The organism is Vibrio sp. 10N.222.52.B12 (assembly GCF_002875385.1).
GTDB lineage: Bacteria > Pseudomonadota > Gammaproteobacteria > Enterobacterales > Vibrionaceae > Vibrio > Vibrio jasicida.
The window spans coordinates 40358-56883 of record NZ_MDAW01000122.1; the positions used below are offsets into that span (position 1 = coordinate 40358).

At 46.1% G+C, this 16526-nt stretch carries 19 protein-coding genes and 1 pseudogene; 12 read left to right on the top strand and 8 right to left on the bottom strand.

Going from position 1 to position 16526, the window contains the following annotated elements; genetic code table 11:
• Positions 1–10 precede the first annotated feature (10 nt).
• Together BCT11_RS15445 and phnX are read left to right on the top strand one after the other, a co-directional pair.
• Positions 11–1390, top strand: a complete 1380-nt coding sequence (locus BCT11_RS15445) for an aspartate aminotransferase family protein (protein ID WP_102388667.1) — start codon at positions 11–13, stop codon at positions 1388–1390.
• A gap of 357 nt (positions 1391–1747) precedes the next feature.
• Positions 1748–2563: a phosphonoacetaldehyde hydrolase gene (gene phnX / locus BCT11_RS15455; RefSeq protein ID WP_102388668.1), complete on the top strand. Its 816-nt coding sequence runs from the start codon at positions 1748–1750 to the stop codon at positions 2561–2563.
• Between the two features lie 86 nt (positions 2564–2649).
• On the opposite strand, the gene BCT11_RS15460 is transcribed toward phnX, so the two are convergent.
• Together BCT11_RS15460 and BCT11_RS15465 are read right to left on the bottom strand one after the other, a co-directional pair.
• Entirely contained in the window at positions 2650–3012 is a 363-nt protein-coding gene (locus BCT11_RS15460; protein WP_045409510.1) for an ATPase, read from the bottom strand.
• A 9-nt stretch (positions 3013–3021) separates the two neighbouring features.
• The gene (locus BCT11_RS15465) at positions 3022–5397 is read right to left on the bottom strand and encodes a S8 family serine peptidase (protein ID WP_102388669.1); all 2376 of its coding nucleotides are present in this window, start codon (positions 5395–5397) and stop codon (positions 3022–3024) included.
• A gap of 434 nt (positions 5398–5831) precedes the next feature.
• Between BCT11_RS15465 and BCT11_RS15470 the strand changes: the two genes are divergently transcribed.
• The 3 genes and pseudogenes from BCT11_RS15470 to BCT11_RS15480 all read left to right on the top strand — a co-directional run bounded on the left by BCT11_RS15470 (position 5832) and on the right by BCT11_RS15480 (position 8335).
• The gene (locus BCT11_RS15470) at positions 5832–7091 is read left to right on the top strand and encodes an SGNH/GDSL hydrolase family protein (protein WP_102388670.1); all 1260 of its coding nucleotides are present in this window, start codon (positions 5832–5834) and stop codon (positions 7089–7091) included.
• A 127-nt stretch (positions 7092–7218) separates the two neighbouring features.
• Positions 7219–7431, top strand: a pseudogene (locus tag BCT11_RS15475) (DUF3626 domain-containing protein); the annotation flags it as partial.
• A 247-nt stretch (positions 7432–7678) separates the two neighbouring features.
• Complete coding sequence (locus BCT11_RS15480; RefSeq protein WP_241909021.1) at positions 7679–8335, top strand: DUF3626 domain-containing protein; 657 nt, start codon at positions 7679–7681, stop codon at positions 8333–8335.
• Here the strand turns inward: BCT11_RS15480 and BCT11_RS15485 are convergent.
• Positions 8332–8835: a hypothetical protein gene (locus tag BCT11_RS15485; RefSeq protein WP_102388671.1), complete on the bottom strand. Its 504-nt coding sequence runs from the start codon at positions 8833–8835 to the stop codon at positions 8332–8334. The genes BCT11_RS15480 and BCT11_RS15485 overlap by 4 nt on opposite strands.
• Positions 8836–9017: 182 nt before the next feature.
• Between BCT11_RS15485 and BCT11_RS15490 the strand changes: the two genes are divergently transcribed.
• Genes BCT11_RS15490 through BCT11_RS15500 form a run of 3 tightly spaced genes read left to right on the top strand, consistent with a single transcriptional unit; the run spans position 9018 to position 10153 of the window.
• Positions 9018–9356: a hypothetical protein gene (locus BCT11_RS15490; protein ID WP_102388672.1), complete on the top strand. Its 339-nt coding sequence runs from the start codon at positions 9018–9020 to the stop codon at positions 9354–9356.
• Positions 9357–9374: 18 nt separating this feature from the next.
• A complete protein-coding gene (locus BCT11_RS15495) occupies positions 9375–9695 on the top strand; it encodes a DUF4377 domain-containing protein (RefSeq protein WP_102388673.1) in 321 nt (106 codons plus the stop codon).
• Between the two features lie 35 nt (positions 9696–9730).
• Entirely contained in the window at positions 9731–10153 is a 423-nt protein-coding gene (locus BCT11_RS15500) for a hypothetical protein (RefSeq protein ID WP_102388674.1), read from the top strand.
• A 103-nt stretch (positions 10154–10256) separates the two neighbouring features.
• Here the strand turns inward: BCT11_RS15500 and BCT11_RS15505 are convergent, their stop codons facing one another.
• Positions 10257–10796 (bottom strand): NUDIX hydrolase, encoded by a 540-nt coding sequence (locus BCT11_RS15505; protein WP_102388675.1) that lies wholly within the window; start codon positions 10794–10796, stop codon positions 10257–10259.
• Positions 10797–11055: 259 nt separating this feature from the next.
• Here BCT11_RS15505 and BCT11_RS15510 point away from each other — a divergent pair, with 259 nt between their 5' ends.
• Positions 11056–11547 carry a hypothetical protein gene (locus BCT11_RS15510; RefSeq protein WP_042599944.1) on the top strand — a complete coding sequence of 164 codons (492 nt, stop codon included), beginning with the start codon at positions 11056–11058 and terminating at the stop codon, positions 11545–11547.
• A gap of 87 nt (positions 11548–11634) precedes the next feature.
• On the opposite strand, the gene yjjG is transcribed toward BCT11_RS15510, so the two are convergent.
• Positions 11635–12309 carry a pyrimidine 5'-nucleotidase gene (yjjG, locus tag BCT11_RS15515; RefSeq protein WP_102388676.1) on the bottom strand — a complete coding sequence of 225 codons (675 nt, stop codon included), beginning with the start codon at positions 12307–12309 and terminating at the stop codon, positions 11635–11637.
• A 150-nt stretch (positions 12310–12459) separates the two neighbouring features.
• Between yjjG and BCT11_RS15520 the strand changes: the two genes are divergently transcribed.
• Together BCT11_RS15520 and BCT11_RS15525 are read left to right on the top strand one after the other, a co-directional pair.
• Complete coding sequence (locus tag BCT11_RS15520; protein ID WP_102388677.1) at positions 12460–13368, top strand: LysR family transcriptional regulator; 909 nt, start codon at positions 12460–12462, stop codon at positions 13366–13368.
• A 131-nt stretch (positions 13369–13499) separates the two neighbouring features.
• On the top strand, positions 13500–13682 hold the full coding sequence (locus BCT11_RS15525) for a hypothetical protein (RefSeq protein ID WP_005445428.1): 183 nt from the start codon (positions 13500–13502) through the stop codon (positions 13680–13682).
• A 68-nt stretch (positions 13683–13750) separates the two neighbouring features.
• On the opposite strand, the gene BCT11_RS15530 is transcribed toward BCT11_RS15525, so the two are convergent.
• The 3 genes from BCT11_RS15530 to BCT11_RS15540 all read right to left on the bottom strand — a co-directional run bounded on the left by BCT11_RS15530 (position 13751) and on the right by BCT11_RS15540 (position 15198).
• Positions 13751–13984 carry a hypothetical protein gene (locus BCT11_RS15530; RefSeq protein WP_038868564.1) on the bottom strand — a complete coding sequence of 78 codons (234 nt, stop codon included), beginning with the start codon at positions 13982–13984 and terminating at the stop codon, positions 13751–13753.
• A 149-nt stretch (positions 13985–14133) separates the two neighbouring features.
• On the bottom strand, positions 14134–14688 hold the full coding sequence (locus BCT11_RS15535) for a sugar O-acetyltransferase (protein WP_009705087.1): 555 nt from the start codon (positions 14686–14688) through the stop codon (positions 14134–14136).
• Between the two features lie 111 nt (positions 14689–14799).
• Positions 14800–15198, bottom strand: a complete 399-nt coding sequence (locus tag BCT11_RS15540; protein ID WP_038868562.1) for an OsmC family protein — start codon at positions 15196–15198, stop codon at positions 14800–14802.
• Between the two features lie 185 nt (positions 15199–15383).
• Here BCT11_RS15540 and msrB point away from each other — a divergent pair, with 185 nt between their 5' ends.
• Positions 15384–16526, top strand: a complete 1143-nt coding sequence (gene msrB, locus BCT11_RS15545) for a peptide-methionine (R)-S-oxide reductase MsrB (RefSeq protein ID WP_027726693.1) — start codon at positions 15384–15386, stop codon at positions 16524–16526.

Sequence of the window (16526 nt, forward strand, 5' to 3'; positions counted from 1 at the left end):
AGAGAGCGTTATGACTCAGAATATCAAACCGACCCATTTCCGCAGCGAAGGCGATGTCAACACAACACCAGCGCGCCAAGCTTGGAATGCATCGATGGACGACGAACGCACGCAAGCATTGTTGAAGCGTGATTCGGAGGTCTTTCTTCATCAAGCCATGTCAACGCCTTGCTTAGATACATTGGAAGCAGCAGAAGGCATCTACATCCAAGATGCTACCGGCAAAAAGTACATGGACTTCCATGGCAATAACGTCCATCAGTTGGGCTACGGTCATCCGCATGTGATTAACCGTGTGCAAGAGCAAATTGCCAAACTGCCGTTTTCACCACGTCGTTTTACCAATGAAACTGCGATTGAATGTGCCGAAAAACTCACCCAAATCTGTGGCGGCGAATTGAACCGCGTGCTGTTTGCTCCAGGTGGCACATCTGCAGTGGGCATGGCTCTTAAATTAGCACGCCACATCACGGGAAACTACAAGGTGGTGTCTCTGTGGGATTCCTTCCACGGCGCATCGTTGGATGCCATCTCAGTGGGCGGTGAAGCGTGTTTCCGCCAAGGCATGGGACCATTAATGGCAGGTGTTGAACGCATTCCACCAGCAGTGTCTTACCGAGGCGCTTTTCCAGTCGCGGACGGCAGCGACGTGCATTACGCCGACTACCTTGAATACGTGATTGAGAAAGAAGGCGGCGTGGGCGCATTTATCGCAGAAGCGGTTCGCAACACGGATGTTCAAGTGCCAAGTAAAGCCTACTTGAAACGCATCCGCGAAATCTGTGACAAACACAATGTCATGCTGATCATCGACGACATCCCTAACGGCATGGGTCGCAGCGGTGAATGGTTTACCTACCAAGCCTACGACATCGAGCCAGATATGCTCTGCATCGGTAAAGGCTTGGGCGGAGGCTTAGTGCCTATCGCAGCCATGGTAACCAAAGACAAATACAACACCTCAGAGCAAATCTCCATGGGTCATTACACTCATGAGAAAAGCCCTATCGGTTGTGCTGCAGCGCTGGCAACCATGGAAGCTATTGAGCAAGACGGCTTGCTAGATAAAGCCAAAGTCGACAGCCAGTTCATGCGTGAAAAGCTGCTAGAGATGAAAGCCAAATACCCAGTAATTGGTGATGTGCGTGGCATCGGCATGTTGTGGGGCATTGAACTGGTCACCGACCACGAAAGCAAAGCACGCGCGTATGACGAAGCGGAAGCTGTGCTGTACCAATGCCTCAACAACGGAGTGAGCTTCAAAGTATCGCAAGGTAACGTGATTCAACTCAGCCCACCGCTGATCATCACTCGCGAACAACTGACAGAAGCGTTGGCGATCTTCGAAGAAGCCATCGCCAAAGTGTGTAAAGACTTTAACTACATTTAGGTTTTGTTGACCTTTTGAGCTGATTTTTGCAGCAGTTTGTGGGTTCTTTATGCAAGGCAGAGGCTTTGAGTTGTAGCTGTTCTACCTGATAAGCCGATAACGCAGAAGAAAGGAACCACAAACGCTGCCCGAAGGGTTCGGCTAAAAGCGTTTTACTCTTTGTTGTGAGGTGTTGTGCTTAGAATGACTAGGCTACAAACCTCTCGCCGCGATTAAAACGCTTTTATCTCGAACAAAATTTAACCGCAAAAGGTCAACAAAACCTAGAGTCAATAGACCTCAACAAAAACCAATTTATCCAGAGCGCGGTTCCAACGTGTAGGCAAGCGCTCTAGCAAGCAAGAAAAAGGATTGAACATGAGCAACTCACCAATTCAAGCAGTGATCTTTGACTGGGCTGGCACTATCGTCGATTTCGGCTCTTTTGCGCCAACCAGTATCTTTGTGGAAGCGTTCAAACAAGGATTTGATTTCGAAATCGACCTTGAAGAAGCGCGTGAACCAATGGGACTTGGTAAGTGGGATCACATCCAAGCCGTGGGTCGTATTCCTGCGGTTGATAAGCGTTGGAATGAGAAGTTTGGTCGCTCAATGACCAGCGAAGACATCGACGCTATCTACGCAGCATTTATGCCTCTGCAAAAAGCAAAAGTGGCTGACCATGCAGAGCCAATCCTTAATGCGATTGACGTTGTAAACGGTCTGAAAGACAAAGGCATCAAGATCGGTTCTTGTTCTGGTTACCCTCGCGAAGTGATGGATGTACTGATTCCTGTTGCAGCGGATTACGGCTACAAACCGGATTACGTGGTAGCCACGGATGACCTACCGCAAGGTGGTCGCCCTGCACCATTTATGGCACTGAAAAACGTGATTGAGCTGAATGTTACCGACGTTAATGCGTGTATCAAAGTGGATGACGCCGCACCGGGCATCGATGAAGGTCATAACGCTGGTATGTGGACTGTTGGTTTGCTGCTTTCTGGTAACGAAGCAGGTCTAACGTTTGAAGAATACCAAGCCGCAGACGAAGCAACGCTTAATGCCGCTCGTGAAAAAGCGCGTGCAAAATTGCTCAAGAGCTCGCCGCATTACCTCATCGACACCATTGCTGACTTCCCAGAAGTGGTTGCGGATATCGAACGTCGCCTAGCGGCAGGTGAACGTCCTTAGTCTTTACCTTCCACAAATGAAAGAAAACAAACGCCCCTCACGTGAGGGGCGTTTTTCTTTTTGACGCTATCTTAAAGAGGTTTGGGTTATTGAAGCGTACTTCCGTTAGATAGCAGCTTTCTTGTCGGCTCTTGCTCGGTGTATTCGACCGCATCGTGATCCGCGAGCTTCTCGACTTCCGCCTGTTCACCCACCACAATCAACACGTGTTGTTTCACCAGAGCGTCGACCACTTCAATGTTGTGCTGACGAAGAAGCGCTCTCACTTCGCTCTCTTTTCCTTCATGATACTTAACAAAGTAACGCGCAGGTTGCTGCTCGGCTTGATCTTGGCGTTCATCCACGAGAGGAAATCCTTGATTGTTTGCCAAGCTGCTTGAGCTCAGTCCGATTGCCAATAGTGCGGTAGCACCTACCGCAGACAAAGAAAGTAAGGTCAACTTCTTCATAGTCACTCCTTATTGAAAGGTCAGAGTCCAACTGTTGATGGTGCCTGTGTCTCTTCTGGCATTGTCCACCGCTTTAAGTTCCCATGTGCCTTGTGATTCAAAACCAGAGAAATCCGCTTGGAAATTGGTTTTAATGTCGTTTGCACCACCACCCGCATTGTCGTGCAGTACTACTTGACCACCGTCAGGTGACGTTAGCGTGACACGAAGATCGCCAATGTAGGTGTGAGTGATATCCAAGTCGATAGTCACTGAACCTGCATCGCCAGTGCGAGCCACATCTAATGGACTTACGATACCCGCAGAGCTGTTGTCAGGAATCGCTACTGCATTCGAGTTGGTGTAGCTAGAAGGTGCAGAACCGCCACCTGATGAATCGCCCGAGCCGTTATGCGCTGCAACAAGAGAAACACCAGAGTACGCGCTGTAGCCGTAAACCAATACTTCATATTGCCCTGCACCAGATACGTTCAAGCTACAGCTTTCGCCATTACCGCCCGCCCATGAACGACAGTCGTAAGTGCTGGTGCTTGGTGTGCCATTAAAACGCACGTAAAGGTCAGCATCACCAGAGCCGCCACTCATGTTGAATGTCGCTTGCGTTGCATCCGCAGGGACGTCAAACACAAATACTGTGCTTGATTTGCTGCCACCAGAAAGCTTCGTTTTCGCCACGCCATTTTTTAGAACGTTGTCGTTGCCAGAGCCGCCGTCATCTGGACCATTACAGCCAGCGTCTAGGTATTGTTTCGCGGCTTCAGCATTCACAAGACCATGACCAGTGCGGTTATCACGACCTGTTACGTCGATGTCCGTTGCTGTCTTGATCAGTGCGTTACGTACTTGCGCAGCGGTACAAGTTGGATGGTAACTCCACACCAAACCCGCAACACCCGTTACGTGCGGCGTCGCCATCGAAGTACCGTTGTAGTACTCGTAGTCTTCACCCTTGGTGGTCGATACGGTTATGTCTTGACCAACATAGCCCAACAGTTCCTGACCGAAGGCACGATCAACCGTCACTGACACAATACGCGCTGCGTTGTTTTGATCGACAAGGAAAGGATTCTGCAAACCCGGTAGCTCAGAGTTACTGTACACAATCGCCGCACTTGCGCCTGCGTTGTAACACGCTTGAACTGCATCGATTTCTGGATAGTTGCCCGATGATTGGTTACTCACACGCTCGGTCAAACAGATCTTGCCCGACATATCGCCACAGCTGAAGCTGCTACCGGATACATCACAGCTTGCTAGTGTCGCCGTGATAGAACCGGCTACTGGATCAGGACCGTAACTGCCGCCCGATTGGGTCAAGCGGTTGTGAGGAACGATGCCACGATCGAACTGGCTAACACCGTTCAAGCGAATGTCTGAAAGCTTACCCTCGCCCACTGTCACCGTAGACAAAATTGCTACGCCCGGACCTGCAATTTCAACTTGGTCTGTCGCTTGAGAGAACGCCGCGTGATCACGCTTATCATCCACTGCCGCAACCGACATTACTGAATCGTAAGACGCTGGGTAGCTATGTGCAGTATTACCATCGTTACCCGCAGCAGCAATCAGCAGCACGCCTTGATCATAAATAGTTTGCAACGCGTTTTTCTCCGTCACACTCGATTGGCTACCACCAAGGCTCATGTTGACGACGTTCGCGCCGTTGTCAGCACAAGTTTGTACCGCTTTCACCAAGCTGGATGAGTAGCCCCACCCCGCTTCATTGAACACCTTAACGATGTGCAAATTTACGTTTTGGTTTGGCATAACGCCTTTGATGCCTTCCGTGTTGGCAATCGCGGCAATCGTACCCGCTACGTGTGTACCGTGAGCGTTGTTGTTCCCCGGAACACTCCAAGAGCCGGTACCGCTGTCGTTTGTACCCGACACTCGGTTACCACTCAGATCGTTGTGCGCCAGATCGTAACCCGAGTCGATGATACACACGGTGCGATTCCCTGCATTCGAGTCATCCAGAAGCTGAGCGTTCACCGCCTCATAGCCCCAAGGGATAGTCTCACTTAACAGATAACGCGGTGGGTCAATTTCAACGTATTCCACATCGCTTCGGTTACGCAATTGCCCCAATTCCGAGTCTTCCATCTCCACGCTGTAGATCGCGCGGTTTCCTAGCTTTTCCACTTTACGCGCTTTGAGCTGATCTAATACCGACTCTTGCGCGATGCGTGGTCCCCAGAATGAGTTCCCACCCAATGCTGAGGGACTGGACGTATCTTCTTTAAATTTGACGATGTATTTGGTCGGCAAGTTAGATTCGTCGAACCCCGTTAGAGGAGCCGCATGCGCTGACATCGAAAATGTCAGTGCTACTGCAACGGCAGACAATGAAAACAAGCCATTTAATTTAGTTGTTGTGTGATGCATTTGCTCTATTCCTTGTTGAGCTGATTTTTATTCACTTTTTACTCATGAAAAGTCATTAAAGCCTCATTAACATGAGTTATTCAGCTATAGGTTATTTGTTAAAAAATCCAAACAATTCATTTTATGAATATATAATTGTTAATAAAAGATCATTTAATAAACAGAAATAGTGAACATTCAAAATCAACCAATTTACTTATAAAGCAATTACTTATTAACAACAAAAGTGCATGTTAAATTAATGTTAGTGAGTAATTATTCTAGATTTTATAAAATTGTTCTATTTACCAAATCTATTGAAATACGATTGCGGTACCAAAATTGACAATTTGAATAATTAGATATTTGACTGAATAGCGTATTTACTCAGAATGAGGAGAGTTGATGAGATAACTTCTCATCTAAATCATGACGATAATCATTATAGAGAGTGAATCATGAACAAAACCATTACGTTACTTAGTGCATTATTACTACCACTCAATCTTGCTCACGCTGCCGAATCAACACTGTCTCCGGAGATGATCAGTGCTTCACAAGTAAGAAGCACACAAGACAAGCAAACTTACACATACGTTCGCTGCTGGTATCGAACTAGTTATTCACACGATGACCCAGCAACTGATTGGGAATGGGCAGAAAACCTAGATGGCAGCTACTTCACTATTAACGGTTATTGGTGGAACGCACTCTCATTCAAAAACATGTTCTATACCGATACGCCACAAAATGTTATCAAACAACGTTGTGAAGAAACGCTCGATCTAGCGAATGAAAACGCCGATATCACTTTCTTTGCCGCTGATAATCGTTGGTCATACAATCATTCGATCTGGAGTAACGATCCTGTAATGCAGCCAGATCAGATCAACAAAGTGGTCGCGTTGGGCGATAGCTTGTCGGACACGGGCAACATCTTTAACGCATCACAATGGCGCTTCCCGAATCCAAATAGCTGGTTCTTAGGGCATTTCTCTAACGGGTTTGTATGGACAGAGTACATTGCTCAGGCGAAGAACCTACCGCTCTACAACTGGGCTGTAGGTGGCGCTGCGGGTGAAAACCAATACATCGCTCTGACAGGAGTGGGTGAGCAAGTTTCCTCTTACTTAGCGTATGCGAAACTGGCAAAAAACTACAAACCAGCCAATACCTTATTTACCCTTGAGTTCGGTTTGAATGATTTTATGAACTATAACCGCAGCGTTCCAGAGGTAAAATCAGACTACGCTGAAGCTTTGATCAAGCTGACGGATGCAGGCGCAGAAAACTTTCTCCTGATGACGCTACCCGATGCCACGTATGCGCCTCAGTTTAAGTATTCCACTCAAGAAGAGATCGCAACGATTCGAGCAAAAATTCTTGAGATGAACGAATTTATCAAAGCACAAGCTGATTACTACTCAGCGCAAGGTTTAAACATCACATTGCACGATACTCATGCACTGTTTGAAGGCCTAACAGCAAACCCTGAGCAACATGGGTTTGTAAATGCAAGCCAAGCCTGCCAAGACATCAATCGCTCATCGGCAGCAGACTACTTGTACAAACATTCGCTACGTTCTGAGTGTGCCTCTTCAGGCTCAGACAAGTTTGTATTCTGGGATGTGACTCACCCAACCACGGCCACGCATCGCTACGTAGCAGAAAAGATGTTAGAAAGCAGTGATCAGCTATCAAACCACCCTTTCTAAGCGGTCTATTAGAACCTCTCAACATTTGAGAGGTTCTGTCCTCTAAATCTCTCTTTACATTCATAGTCTGAGATTGAATTAGCAGGTTGAACTCGGTAAGTTGAAAGAAAAATCAGAGGTCAATGTCGTGCTCGATCATCCATTTACTCAACGCGCTCTTGATGTGATTCGCTCGAAATCCGCAGGAGTACCGCAGTCACATCCTTTCGCAGTGACCATCAACTTTCATCCCGATCGAACCACTTCTGAGGGCGAACCGCTGCTTAAAGCAATAGCCCAAGATGGTAAGCTCAAATCCCAATTTGAAACCGGTACAAGCAACGGCGGACTGACGGCTTATATACCCAAGTAACCTCGAGATGCTAGGTTCAGCGAGACTGACTTGGTTTGTAGACGCGGCGGCGATTTAAAGGTTTAGTGGGTCTAAATCAAGAATCGGCAACAAAGTATACAAGCCAAGGCAGCTCGCCCTTTGGGAGCGTGTCATTGACCCGATTGCTGCGTCAAACAACTTGGAAAGAGCTGGCTATTACACTGCGTTGTTTTCCTTGCTCTCGAATCAATGACAACGCTCTGAATCCTGCATCTTGAAGTCACTTGGGTATAAAGGTGGGGAGCGTTGGCGTTGGGAGCAGCGCGTGTTTGATGGTGTTTACGACAATAGTCAACCAAATCAACGCCCAAAGTATGGCGCGTTAAACTTCTCTAGTTCAGAAGTTGGCGCATCACCAAGATTTGGTTCTAGCTACTTCTTATTGAAACCAGAGATCAGCAAGCGAGCGACATTTTGTTATCCAGATAGCTTCTTCGAGCCAGAGCACTTCGCCACTATTGAACGCATTCACCCCTTGTTGGATGAGTTAAACGCACAAGCGCCAGACATGTTGGACGCCTATATCGAAACTCAAATCCACGGCGATTTGCACTTGAAGGAAGATATTCAAGCCTTGGTGCTCGACCCTTCATTTAAAGGCACTGAGGTAGAAGGTTACGCTCGTGAGTTACCAGTTGAGATTCGTTGGCACAGTGGTTTTTGTGTCTCAATAGAAGACATCAATCTTTATCCAGACTACCGAGGACAAGCCATTTTAGACATCGCAAATCAGGTTGCAGAAAATGGCATGCTAACGCCACGCATTATTGGTGAAGCGGTAAAAGCAAAAGCGTTTGACGAGCAAAATTTGAAAAAAGTCTGGCACTACTTAGCGCGATTTGGGTTTGATTATCGACAGACTGGCGATTAAAAGCCACCAGCCCATTTGTCGAAATCGTCGATCACGTTAAGCTCTTGTTGAGTTCGAGGGCGCGGATAATACGGCAGAGCAAGTAACTTCTCTGATGGCATTAACAGCCAATCTGGTGACATCTTCATGCGCACCAACTCTTGCTCATCATCACGACGAACAAACATGTAATAGCCGTCTGCATGGGTATTGGCGTAACTGGCGATTTGCACAATCTCGCCGCTTGGCAGTTTTATTTTGCGTCCCAAAGGATACAAACGATGCAGCGCAAAACTTACATGCGCATCTTCAAGATCCCCCTTTTTAAAACGCGATAAACCAATCGCAGTGGACGTCGTGCGATGAGACCACCCAGCTAGCTTCAACCCTTTGAGAGAGTCTTTGAATGGTTGTCCTTTTGGCTCGCCTTCGTTGGAGATAAATTGCACCGTTAACGCGTCAGCTTGCTCATCTAAAATTTGCAAAAATTGCTCGCCCGTTTTATCTGCCAATAATTTCACGTTACTGCTCCGCCAAGATATGTGAATGGAATACTATAAAGACCTTAACGCAAAGTTCAAGGTCATCTTTTTAATCGTTTTTGCTTGTGATTTACACCCTCTAAAACAAGAATAAAAAGCGACAGATTTTATAAATCATGCCAATGTATTGCTTCATAAAACAATGATAACTAGGGATCAGTTTGCTTAGATTATTACAAATAGTCGTACTGATAAATGCGGTCGCGGCAGTGATCGTATTTGGACTTTCTCACTTTGTGCCTCAATTTCAATCGACCCAATTGAGTGACTTTTTGTTTTGTGTCCTCGTCGTCATCTGGGTATTAGCAAAACTGACTTGGGAGGGCGGTATGTATTCTCGTCATTCGCTCCTCGATGATGAATTCACGGATAAAGTGCACTCAATGGTCGACCGTCAGCATTTCGAGACAGACACAAGCAAAAACTATCAGCTTGGGTTTATCTTTTTTATCGCGGGTTTACCATCACTTTTCGTCAATCTTGCTATGATGATTTGGTAACCCTTTAAGGAGCAAAGAATGAATCTAAAACGCTATGTTGTGTTGCCTATGATGGCAGCAGCGCTATTTGGCTGTGCTCAACACGAATCCGATGACACCGCAAAAATCATGACCGTTAATGTAGGTCCAGAACTGGTGGACTGTGTGGGTGTCGGACCAATGAAATGCATGGTGGTCGATGGTAACTACTTCTATGATCAAATCGACGGTTTTGAATTTGAATCAGGTACCGAGTACACGTTAAAAATCAAACGCACTCAGCGATTTACCCCAGAGAATGCACCAGCCGATGCGAGCTTGTATCGATATGAGCTGATTGAAGTGTTAGAAAAGCGATAACCATAGCGTTCACCCCCCATAGAAAAGGAAGTTTTATGTTTGGAAATTGGAAACGAAACCGCCAAATTCGTGAGGTCGCAAAGGACATCACGCCAAAATTAGCACTCAAGTATGGTGAGAAAGCAGATTACTCGAAGGAAGAGATCGATTGGGCGCTGAAAGAAAATGGTAAGACAGATGATGCCCTTGCCCTGATCGCATACGGCATGTTGATTAGCCAAGCCGCTTACGTGCCGATAGGCCTAAGCCAAGAACTAGGGGAACATGCTGAATTTCAATCAGAAGTCTCACTTGCGTTGTTTGACCAAGCGACGGATCTGGTGAGCGTCAGTGCCTTACTGACTTACGCGGAAATTCAAGACAGCCACAAACAACAGCCCGCTACCAATTCGGATGATTTCGATGCAGATGGTGGAGACTTTGGAGGAGACGGCGGTGGGGATGGTGGCGGTGAGTAGCATCACGCCAGCATCTGTGGCGATAATCATCTGAGACAACAAAAAGCGGCGCTAAGTCATCTCAATATTAACCACCTTAGGTAACTTAAAAGCTTCGTTTTGCTTACACCAAGCCTTTCAATTTCGCTAATCCATAAGCGGCGATGGTGACGCAATCTTTGATTTCCCCCTCTATCATCATTTGCTCGAACGCTTCAACGGAGAACGAGCGCGTGATCAAGTCTTCCTCTTCACTGTCCAGATGATTGCCTACTTCAGACAACTCACTCGCGAAATACACATGGCAAGTCTGGTTTAAGAACCCATAAGCGATGAACTGCGCACCAACGTATTCCATCTTATTGGCTTGCATGCCCGTCTCTTCTCGAAGTTCACCTTTTGCTAGCTCAAGATGATCCGCATCTGGATTTGATTCCCAAGCACCTTGCGGGATTTCCCAACAACGTTGCCCTACGGTGTAACGGAACTGCTGTACTAAGTGAATCACGCCGTTATCGATCGCCAGAATTGCTGCACAGTCTGGCTTGTCGACCACACCGTAGATGCCTTCGGCTCCACTAGGACGTTGGATCTTATCTTCACGTACCGTCATCCATTTGTTTTGATACACCACTTTGCTGTCGAGCTGCTTGATGTCTGCCATGAGAGTCCTTACTGCTTGATTCTTCGAAATTAGTTATTGGATTAGAAGCCATTCTAACGCTGTTTGCGTGTCAGTTTGTAGACGGTTTTCAAAATCAACGCGCTTATTGGTATTCAATATATCCAATCAAAACAATCATTCATCGCAATGATTAGGATGGCGCGAAATGGCAAGTTTTCAATTCGAGGAACTCATATAGTTAACCCATCGACGCAAGGCATGGCTTTGCAAACTTGTTCATTATTGATTGAGGGTTCTTATGAGCGCATCGGATAAAGTCTACGGTTTCAACACTCCACAACGTCTGTTTGTTGGTTATACCTTGGCGGTATTGGTAGACCTTACGGTACTGAACTTCTATGACGAATATTGGGATTTCGTAACCATTGATTCATTTACGATTTCTTTCGCCGCGGCATTGCTGCTTCAGTTGCTCTTGAAGCTGTCTATCAAAGCGGAACACAAAATCGCAGAGTACTTTAAATCGAAGCCGGGTACGGCACCTAAGATTTACCGTGGTATCTCGACTTACGTTATCTTGGTCGGTTCGAAGTTCGTGATGCTAGAAGCCATTAACATTCTGTTCGGTGACAAGGTTGACTTTAGTGGTCCTTGGAACGGTGTCGTCGCCTTCTTTGCGGTGGTGTTTACCATCCTGATTTCAGAAGTCGTCGTCGGTAAGATTTACTTCAAACTTGGTGAGAAAGAACAACAAGCACAACGTGAATTGGCGGAAACTAACGCTAGCTAATATGCAAAATCGATGAATACAAAACAGCATCGATAGAAACCAAAAAGCGCTGAGAAATCAGCGCTTTTTTTGTTTGTTCACTTAAGCTTAAGCGACGAGAATGTTCTTAAGCTCGTTCAACGATTCCACCGTGTAGCTTGGTGCAATACGCTCATCCACACTCGCACCTGTGGTGTTCAACCAACACGTTTCAATGCCAAAGTTGTTACCGCCCAAGATATCGGAATGCAGGTTGTCACCCACCATTAATACGCGCGTCTTACATGGGTTGCCCATTTGCGTCATCGCGTATTCAAAGATACCCAGATCCGGCTTAGCAATACCAACTTGCTCAGAAATCACCACGTGCTCGAAGTAATCGCTCATACCTGTGCGCTCTAGGCGAATCGCTTGCAGTTCAGTAAAACCATTGGTGATGATGCCCATCTTCGCTTTACCTTGCAGCGCTTCCATCAACTCTTTCGCACCCGGCAACAAAGTACAGATGTCTGCCATTGCTTCTAGGAATGCGCTGTTGAGATCCGCTGTAGTGGTGTTGAGCTTATCTGCCCACTCAGTAAAGCGTTTGTGCTTAAGCTCATCTGCTGTCACTTTGCCATCTTGGTAATCTACCCAAAGTGGCTTGTTGACCGTTTGGTAGTGGGCAAAATCTTGCTCGGTGAAGTCTACGCCTTTGCGAGAAAACATCAGCTGTAAACCTTTGAAGGCATCAAAGTGAAACAAGGTTTCGTCAGCGTCAAACAAGATCCAATCGTATTTCATTTTCTTCTTTCCAATATCCAGGTCGTTTTCTGCCGCATAGTCTAATTGTTTTCTTCTTGAAGATAATCTCTATAATTGGAAAATGATTGTATCGTTTTTCTCAACAATATAACTAACAATAGATAACCCCCAATAACCTAGGAGCACGCCGTGAATGCCATTGCGTCACTGCCAGTATTTGTCGCTGTCGTCGAATGCGGCAGCTTTTCCCTTGCCGCCAAGCAGTTAAACCTCACCAAATCGGCGATCAGTAAACGCATCAATCAACTCGAAGATGACCTCGGTATTCGCTTGCTTAATCGCACCACAAGAAAGCTCAGCCTAACCGAAGCTGGACGTCGATACTTCGAGTACGCTTCACAGGCAGTCAACCTAGCTCAACAAGGTGTCGATGCCGTTTCTGAGCTGCAAGGCTCCCCCCAAGGTCGGCTCAAAATCACCGCACCGATGTCTTTTGGCGTTTTACACGTTGCACCACTTATCAGCGAATTTCTTGCACGTTACCCGAAAATTGAGGTCGACTTACAGCTAGAAGACGCCATGGTGGATTTAGTTGAACAAAGTTTTGACCTCGGAATTCGTATTGGCGAACTTGCGACTTCTAACCTTATAGCTAAGCGTCTTGCTCCATGTAAAAGCGTACTGTGCGCCTCTCCAGAATACTTAGAAGAGTTTGGCGTACCAACCAAACCAAGCGATTTGGTGACACACAACTGTTTGCGTTATTCGTATTTCCGAGGCGGGGTCGAGTGGATGTTTATCAACAGCGGTAACGAATATAAGGTGCTGCCGAAGGGCAACTTTGTGGTCAACAACAGCGAAGCAATTCGCCAATTGCTATTAAGAGGCTCTGGCATCGCGCAATTACCGACTTTCATCGCCGCGAAAGACTTTGCATCCGGTAACTTAAAACCGCTGATGGAAGAGTTCTCTCTTCCTGAGCATGCCATCTATGCAGTGTTTCCAGAACGCAAGCACATGCCATTGAAAGTACGTGTGTTTATTGACTTCATCAGCGAAAAGCTCGGCACCGATACACCGTACTGGGATCGCTATTGATAGGTTCTAATGCTCCATCACATTTGATGCAATAACATTTGGTTAATCTAATGTTTCATTTTTAACAGGTGCGCAACCAGCATTGGAGCGCTAACTTAAGTAGCACGTCAACCACACCGGAGTGTGAAGCTATGAAAGTACTGATTCAATACACCCAAGCGGGTAAATATCGCGACCAAGCGTGGGAATCGCTGACGCTAAAAGCAAAAGGCGAGATTCAAGCCGTAACGCCCTCTTACGCAGCTCAGCTTATCGAGCAAAACAAAGCGACGCTTGTAATGACGGAAGACGAGCAAGTGATCTTCCATTCTTAAAAAACATCGATAAAAATGAGCTCTACACCCGAGCTCATTTTTATCGATTAGTAGGAGAGTTACTACGCTCAATCTTGAATGATTTTATTGCCGCAGTTTTCGCAGATTAGATGACGAGAGAAGTCATCCATAGAAGCAAGGAAAGCACCAAATACTGTGCTTTTTAGAAAGCCAGAAATGAACTCCTTCTTACTGCGATTCTTATCTCCCTCAAAAGCACTTTTCTTTCTGACCAACACCACGACATGATGCGTTTCCACACCACACGAAGGACACATAACAACTTCCGTCTTATTTGACATATCAACCCCTAAACTTCAAACGGGTGAATTAATTCTCGTTAAAAACGTCATAGCTTTCGATATAAGCACTTGAGATTTATAAATTAATGAAACCGATATGTAAACAAGCGCTTATTGATTATGGGAATAAGCGCCGTGAGTATGTGTGATTACTCGTCCTCGTTTAAGCGACGAATCAATTTGGCAGGCGTACCGCCATATAGACAATCTGGTGGAACATCGCTGTTTACCACTGAGTTAGCAGCAATGACTGAGCGAGCACCAATGGTTACCCCTTGGTTGATCACCGAGTTGCCACCAATCCAAACACTATCTTCAATAGTGATTGGTTTACAAAACGTTTCCCACTTAAGTCGGCTGCGGTAATCCAACGAATGTGATGCCGTGTAAAGTTGCACACTAGGGCCGATAAGTACGTGGCTACCAATGGTGATTTTGGCTCCATCAAGCATGACGACATTCATATTGATGAAGGTCTCTTCACCGATTTCAATCGTTTTACCAAACTCACAATGGAACGGCGCTCGGACCATACTCATGCCAACTTTACCAAACAGATCCTTTTGCAAAGCATCACGTTGAGACTCATCGGTATTGTTATTGAAGGCCTTCAACGCATGAGTTGCGTGAGTACGGATCGCTTCGATCTCTTCGTCTGTACCGTTAAACACTTGGCCAGACATCATTTTTTCTAATTCAGTCACTGGATCATTCCTACAACTTTTGACCACGATAGATTAGCGTAAAAGAGGAATAAAAAAAGAGAAAAGCACGGGCTTTTCTCTTTCCTATTTTGTCGTTGTATCACGTCGGGGTTATACGATTTCCCAGCTGTGAGTCATCTCAACGCCTTCGCCCAACATCAGACATACTGAGCAGTATTTTTCTAATGAGTCCGCCGCCACTTTAGCTACGATTTCTGGGTCCAGTGTTTCACCAGAGACTTCAAAGTGAATGTTCACCTGAGTGAAGATACGTGGAGCCGTTTCACGGCGTTCCGTGGTGAGTTTCGCGTTGACAGAAGCCACTTTCTGACCTGCTGTTTTTAGACCATCAACAACGTCCACAGAGCTACAACCACCAGCAGCCATCAATACCATTTCCATTGGGCTTGGTGCCGTTGCACCGCCATTGCCATCCATCACGACTGAGTGACCAGATTGAGACTGACCGAGGAATTTAAAGTCTTCGACCCATTTTACTTCTGCTTGCATGGTTTCCCTCATTATTGCTTTTGCCTCATCGGAAACCTTCTACCAATGAGCGCTTGTTTCGTGCCGTTACTGTAGCCCTGTTGTGAGAAAGGGCAAAGAATTTTTCGTAATCACTGCAATTTTTTCGCTCTTACTTCTGTCTTCTTACGTAACATTCATTGAGAAAAATGACGTTTGAGGAAGTTATGAAGAAAGTATCTAAGCTATTGGTGGGCTTCTCATTCACACTCCCTGTACTGTTCATCTTGCTAAGTAAAACAGGTACGGCCGATACCATGGATAAGATGAACGCATCTGGTAAAACTGACATCGCAACACTCGCAGGTGGCTGCTTCTGGTGTACGGAATCAGATTTAGAACAATTGCCCGGCGTGTTAGATGTTGTCTCTGGTTACTCAGGCGGTGATTTAGAAAACCCGACTTATCGACAAGTCTCTTCTGGCAAATCTGGCCATATTGAAGTGATTGAGGTGAAGTACGATCCTGCTGTCGTAAACTACGAACAAGTGCTGGACTACTTCTTCCGCCATATCGACCCGACTGACGACAAAGGCTCATTCGTCGACCGTGGTCCTCAATATCGCCCGGCGATCTTCTATCATAATGCGGAGCAAAAGCAGATAGCTGAGCAGTTTATGATGGAAATCGACAAGGCGATGATCTATCCAAAACCGTTGAAAACAGAACTGATCGAGTTTGAAAAGTTCTACCCTGCGGAGTCGTACCATCAGGATTACTACAAAAAGAGTAGCCTGAAGTACAAATACTACCGCTACGCATCAGGTCGCGATAAGTACCTCGACGAAGTGTTTGGTGAAGATCGTAAAGACAACCCAAAAACACTGCGTGAACTTATCAACGAAAAAGAGTTGGTGACGAAAGTGAAGGTATACGAGAAACCTTCAGACAAAGAAATCAAAGCTAAATTGACTGAGCTTCAATACTACGTGACACAAGAAGAAGGTACAGAGCGCCCTTTCAACAACAAGTATTGGGACAACAAAGAAGCAGGCATTTACGTTGATATCGTCACTGGTGAGCCTTTGTTCTCATCAACGGATAAGTACAAATCGGGTACAGGTTGGCCAAGTTTTACCAGACCAATTAACCCAGGCTACATCGTAGAGAAAACCGACTTTAAACTGGTTTATCCACGCACAGAGATCCGCAGTAAGTTTGGTGATTCGCATATTGGCCATGTATTTAAAGATGGTCCTAAGCCAACAGGATTACGTTACTGCATGAATTCAGCCGCAATGGAGTTTGTACCAGTGAACAAGATGGCGAGTTTAGGCTACGGCGATTACCTGTACCTATTTGATAAGTAG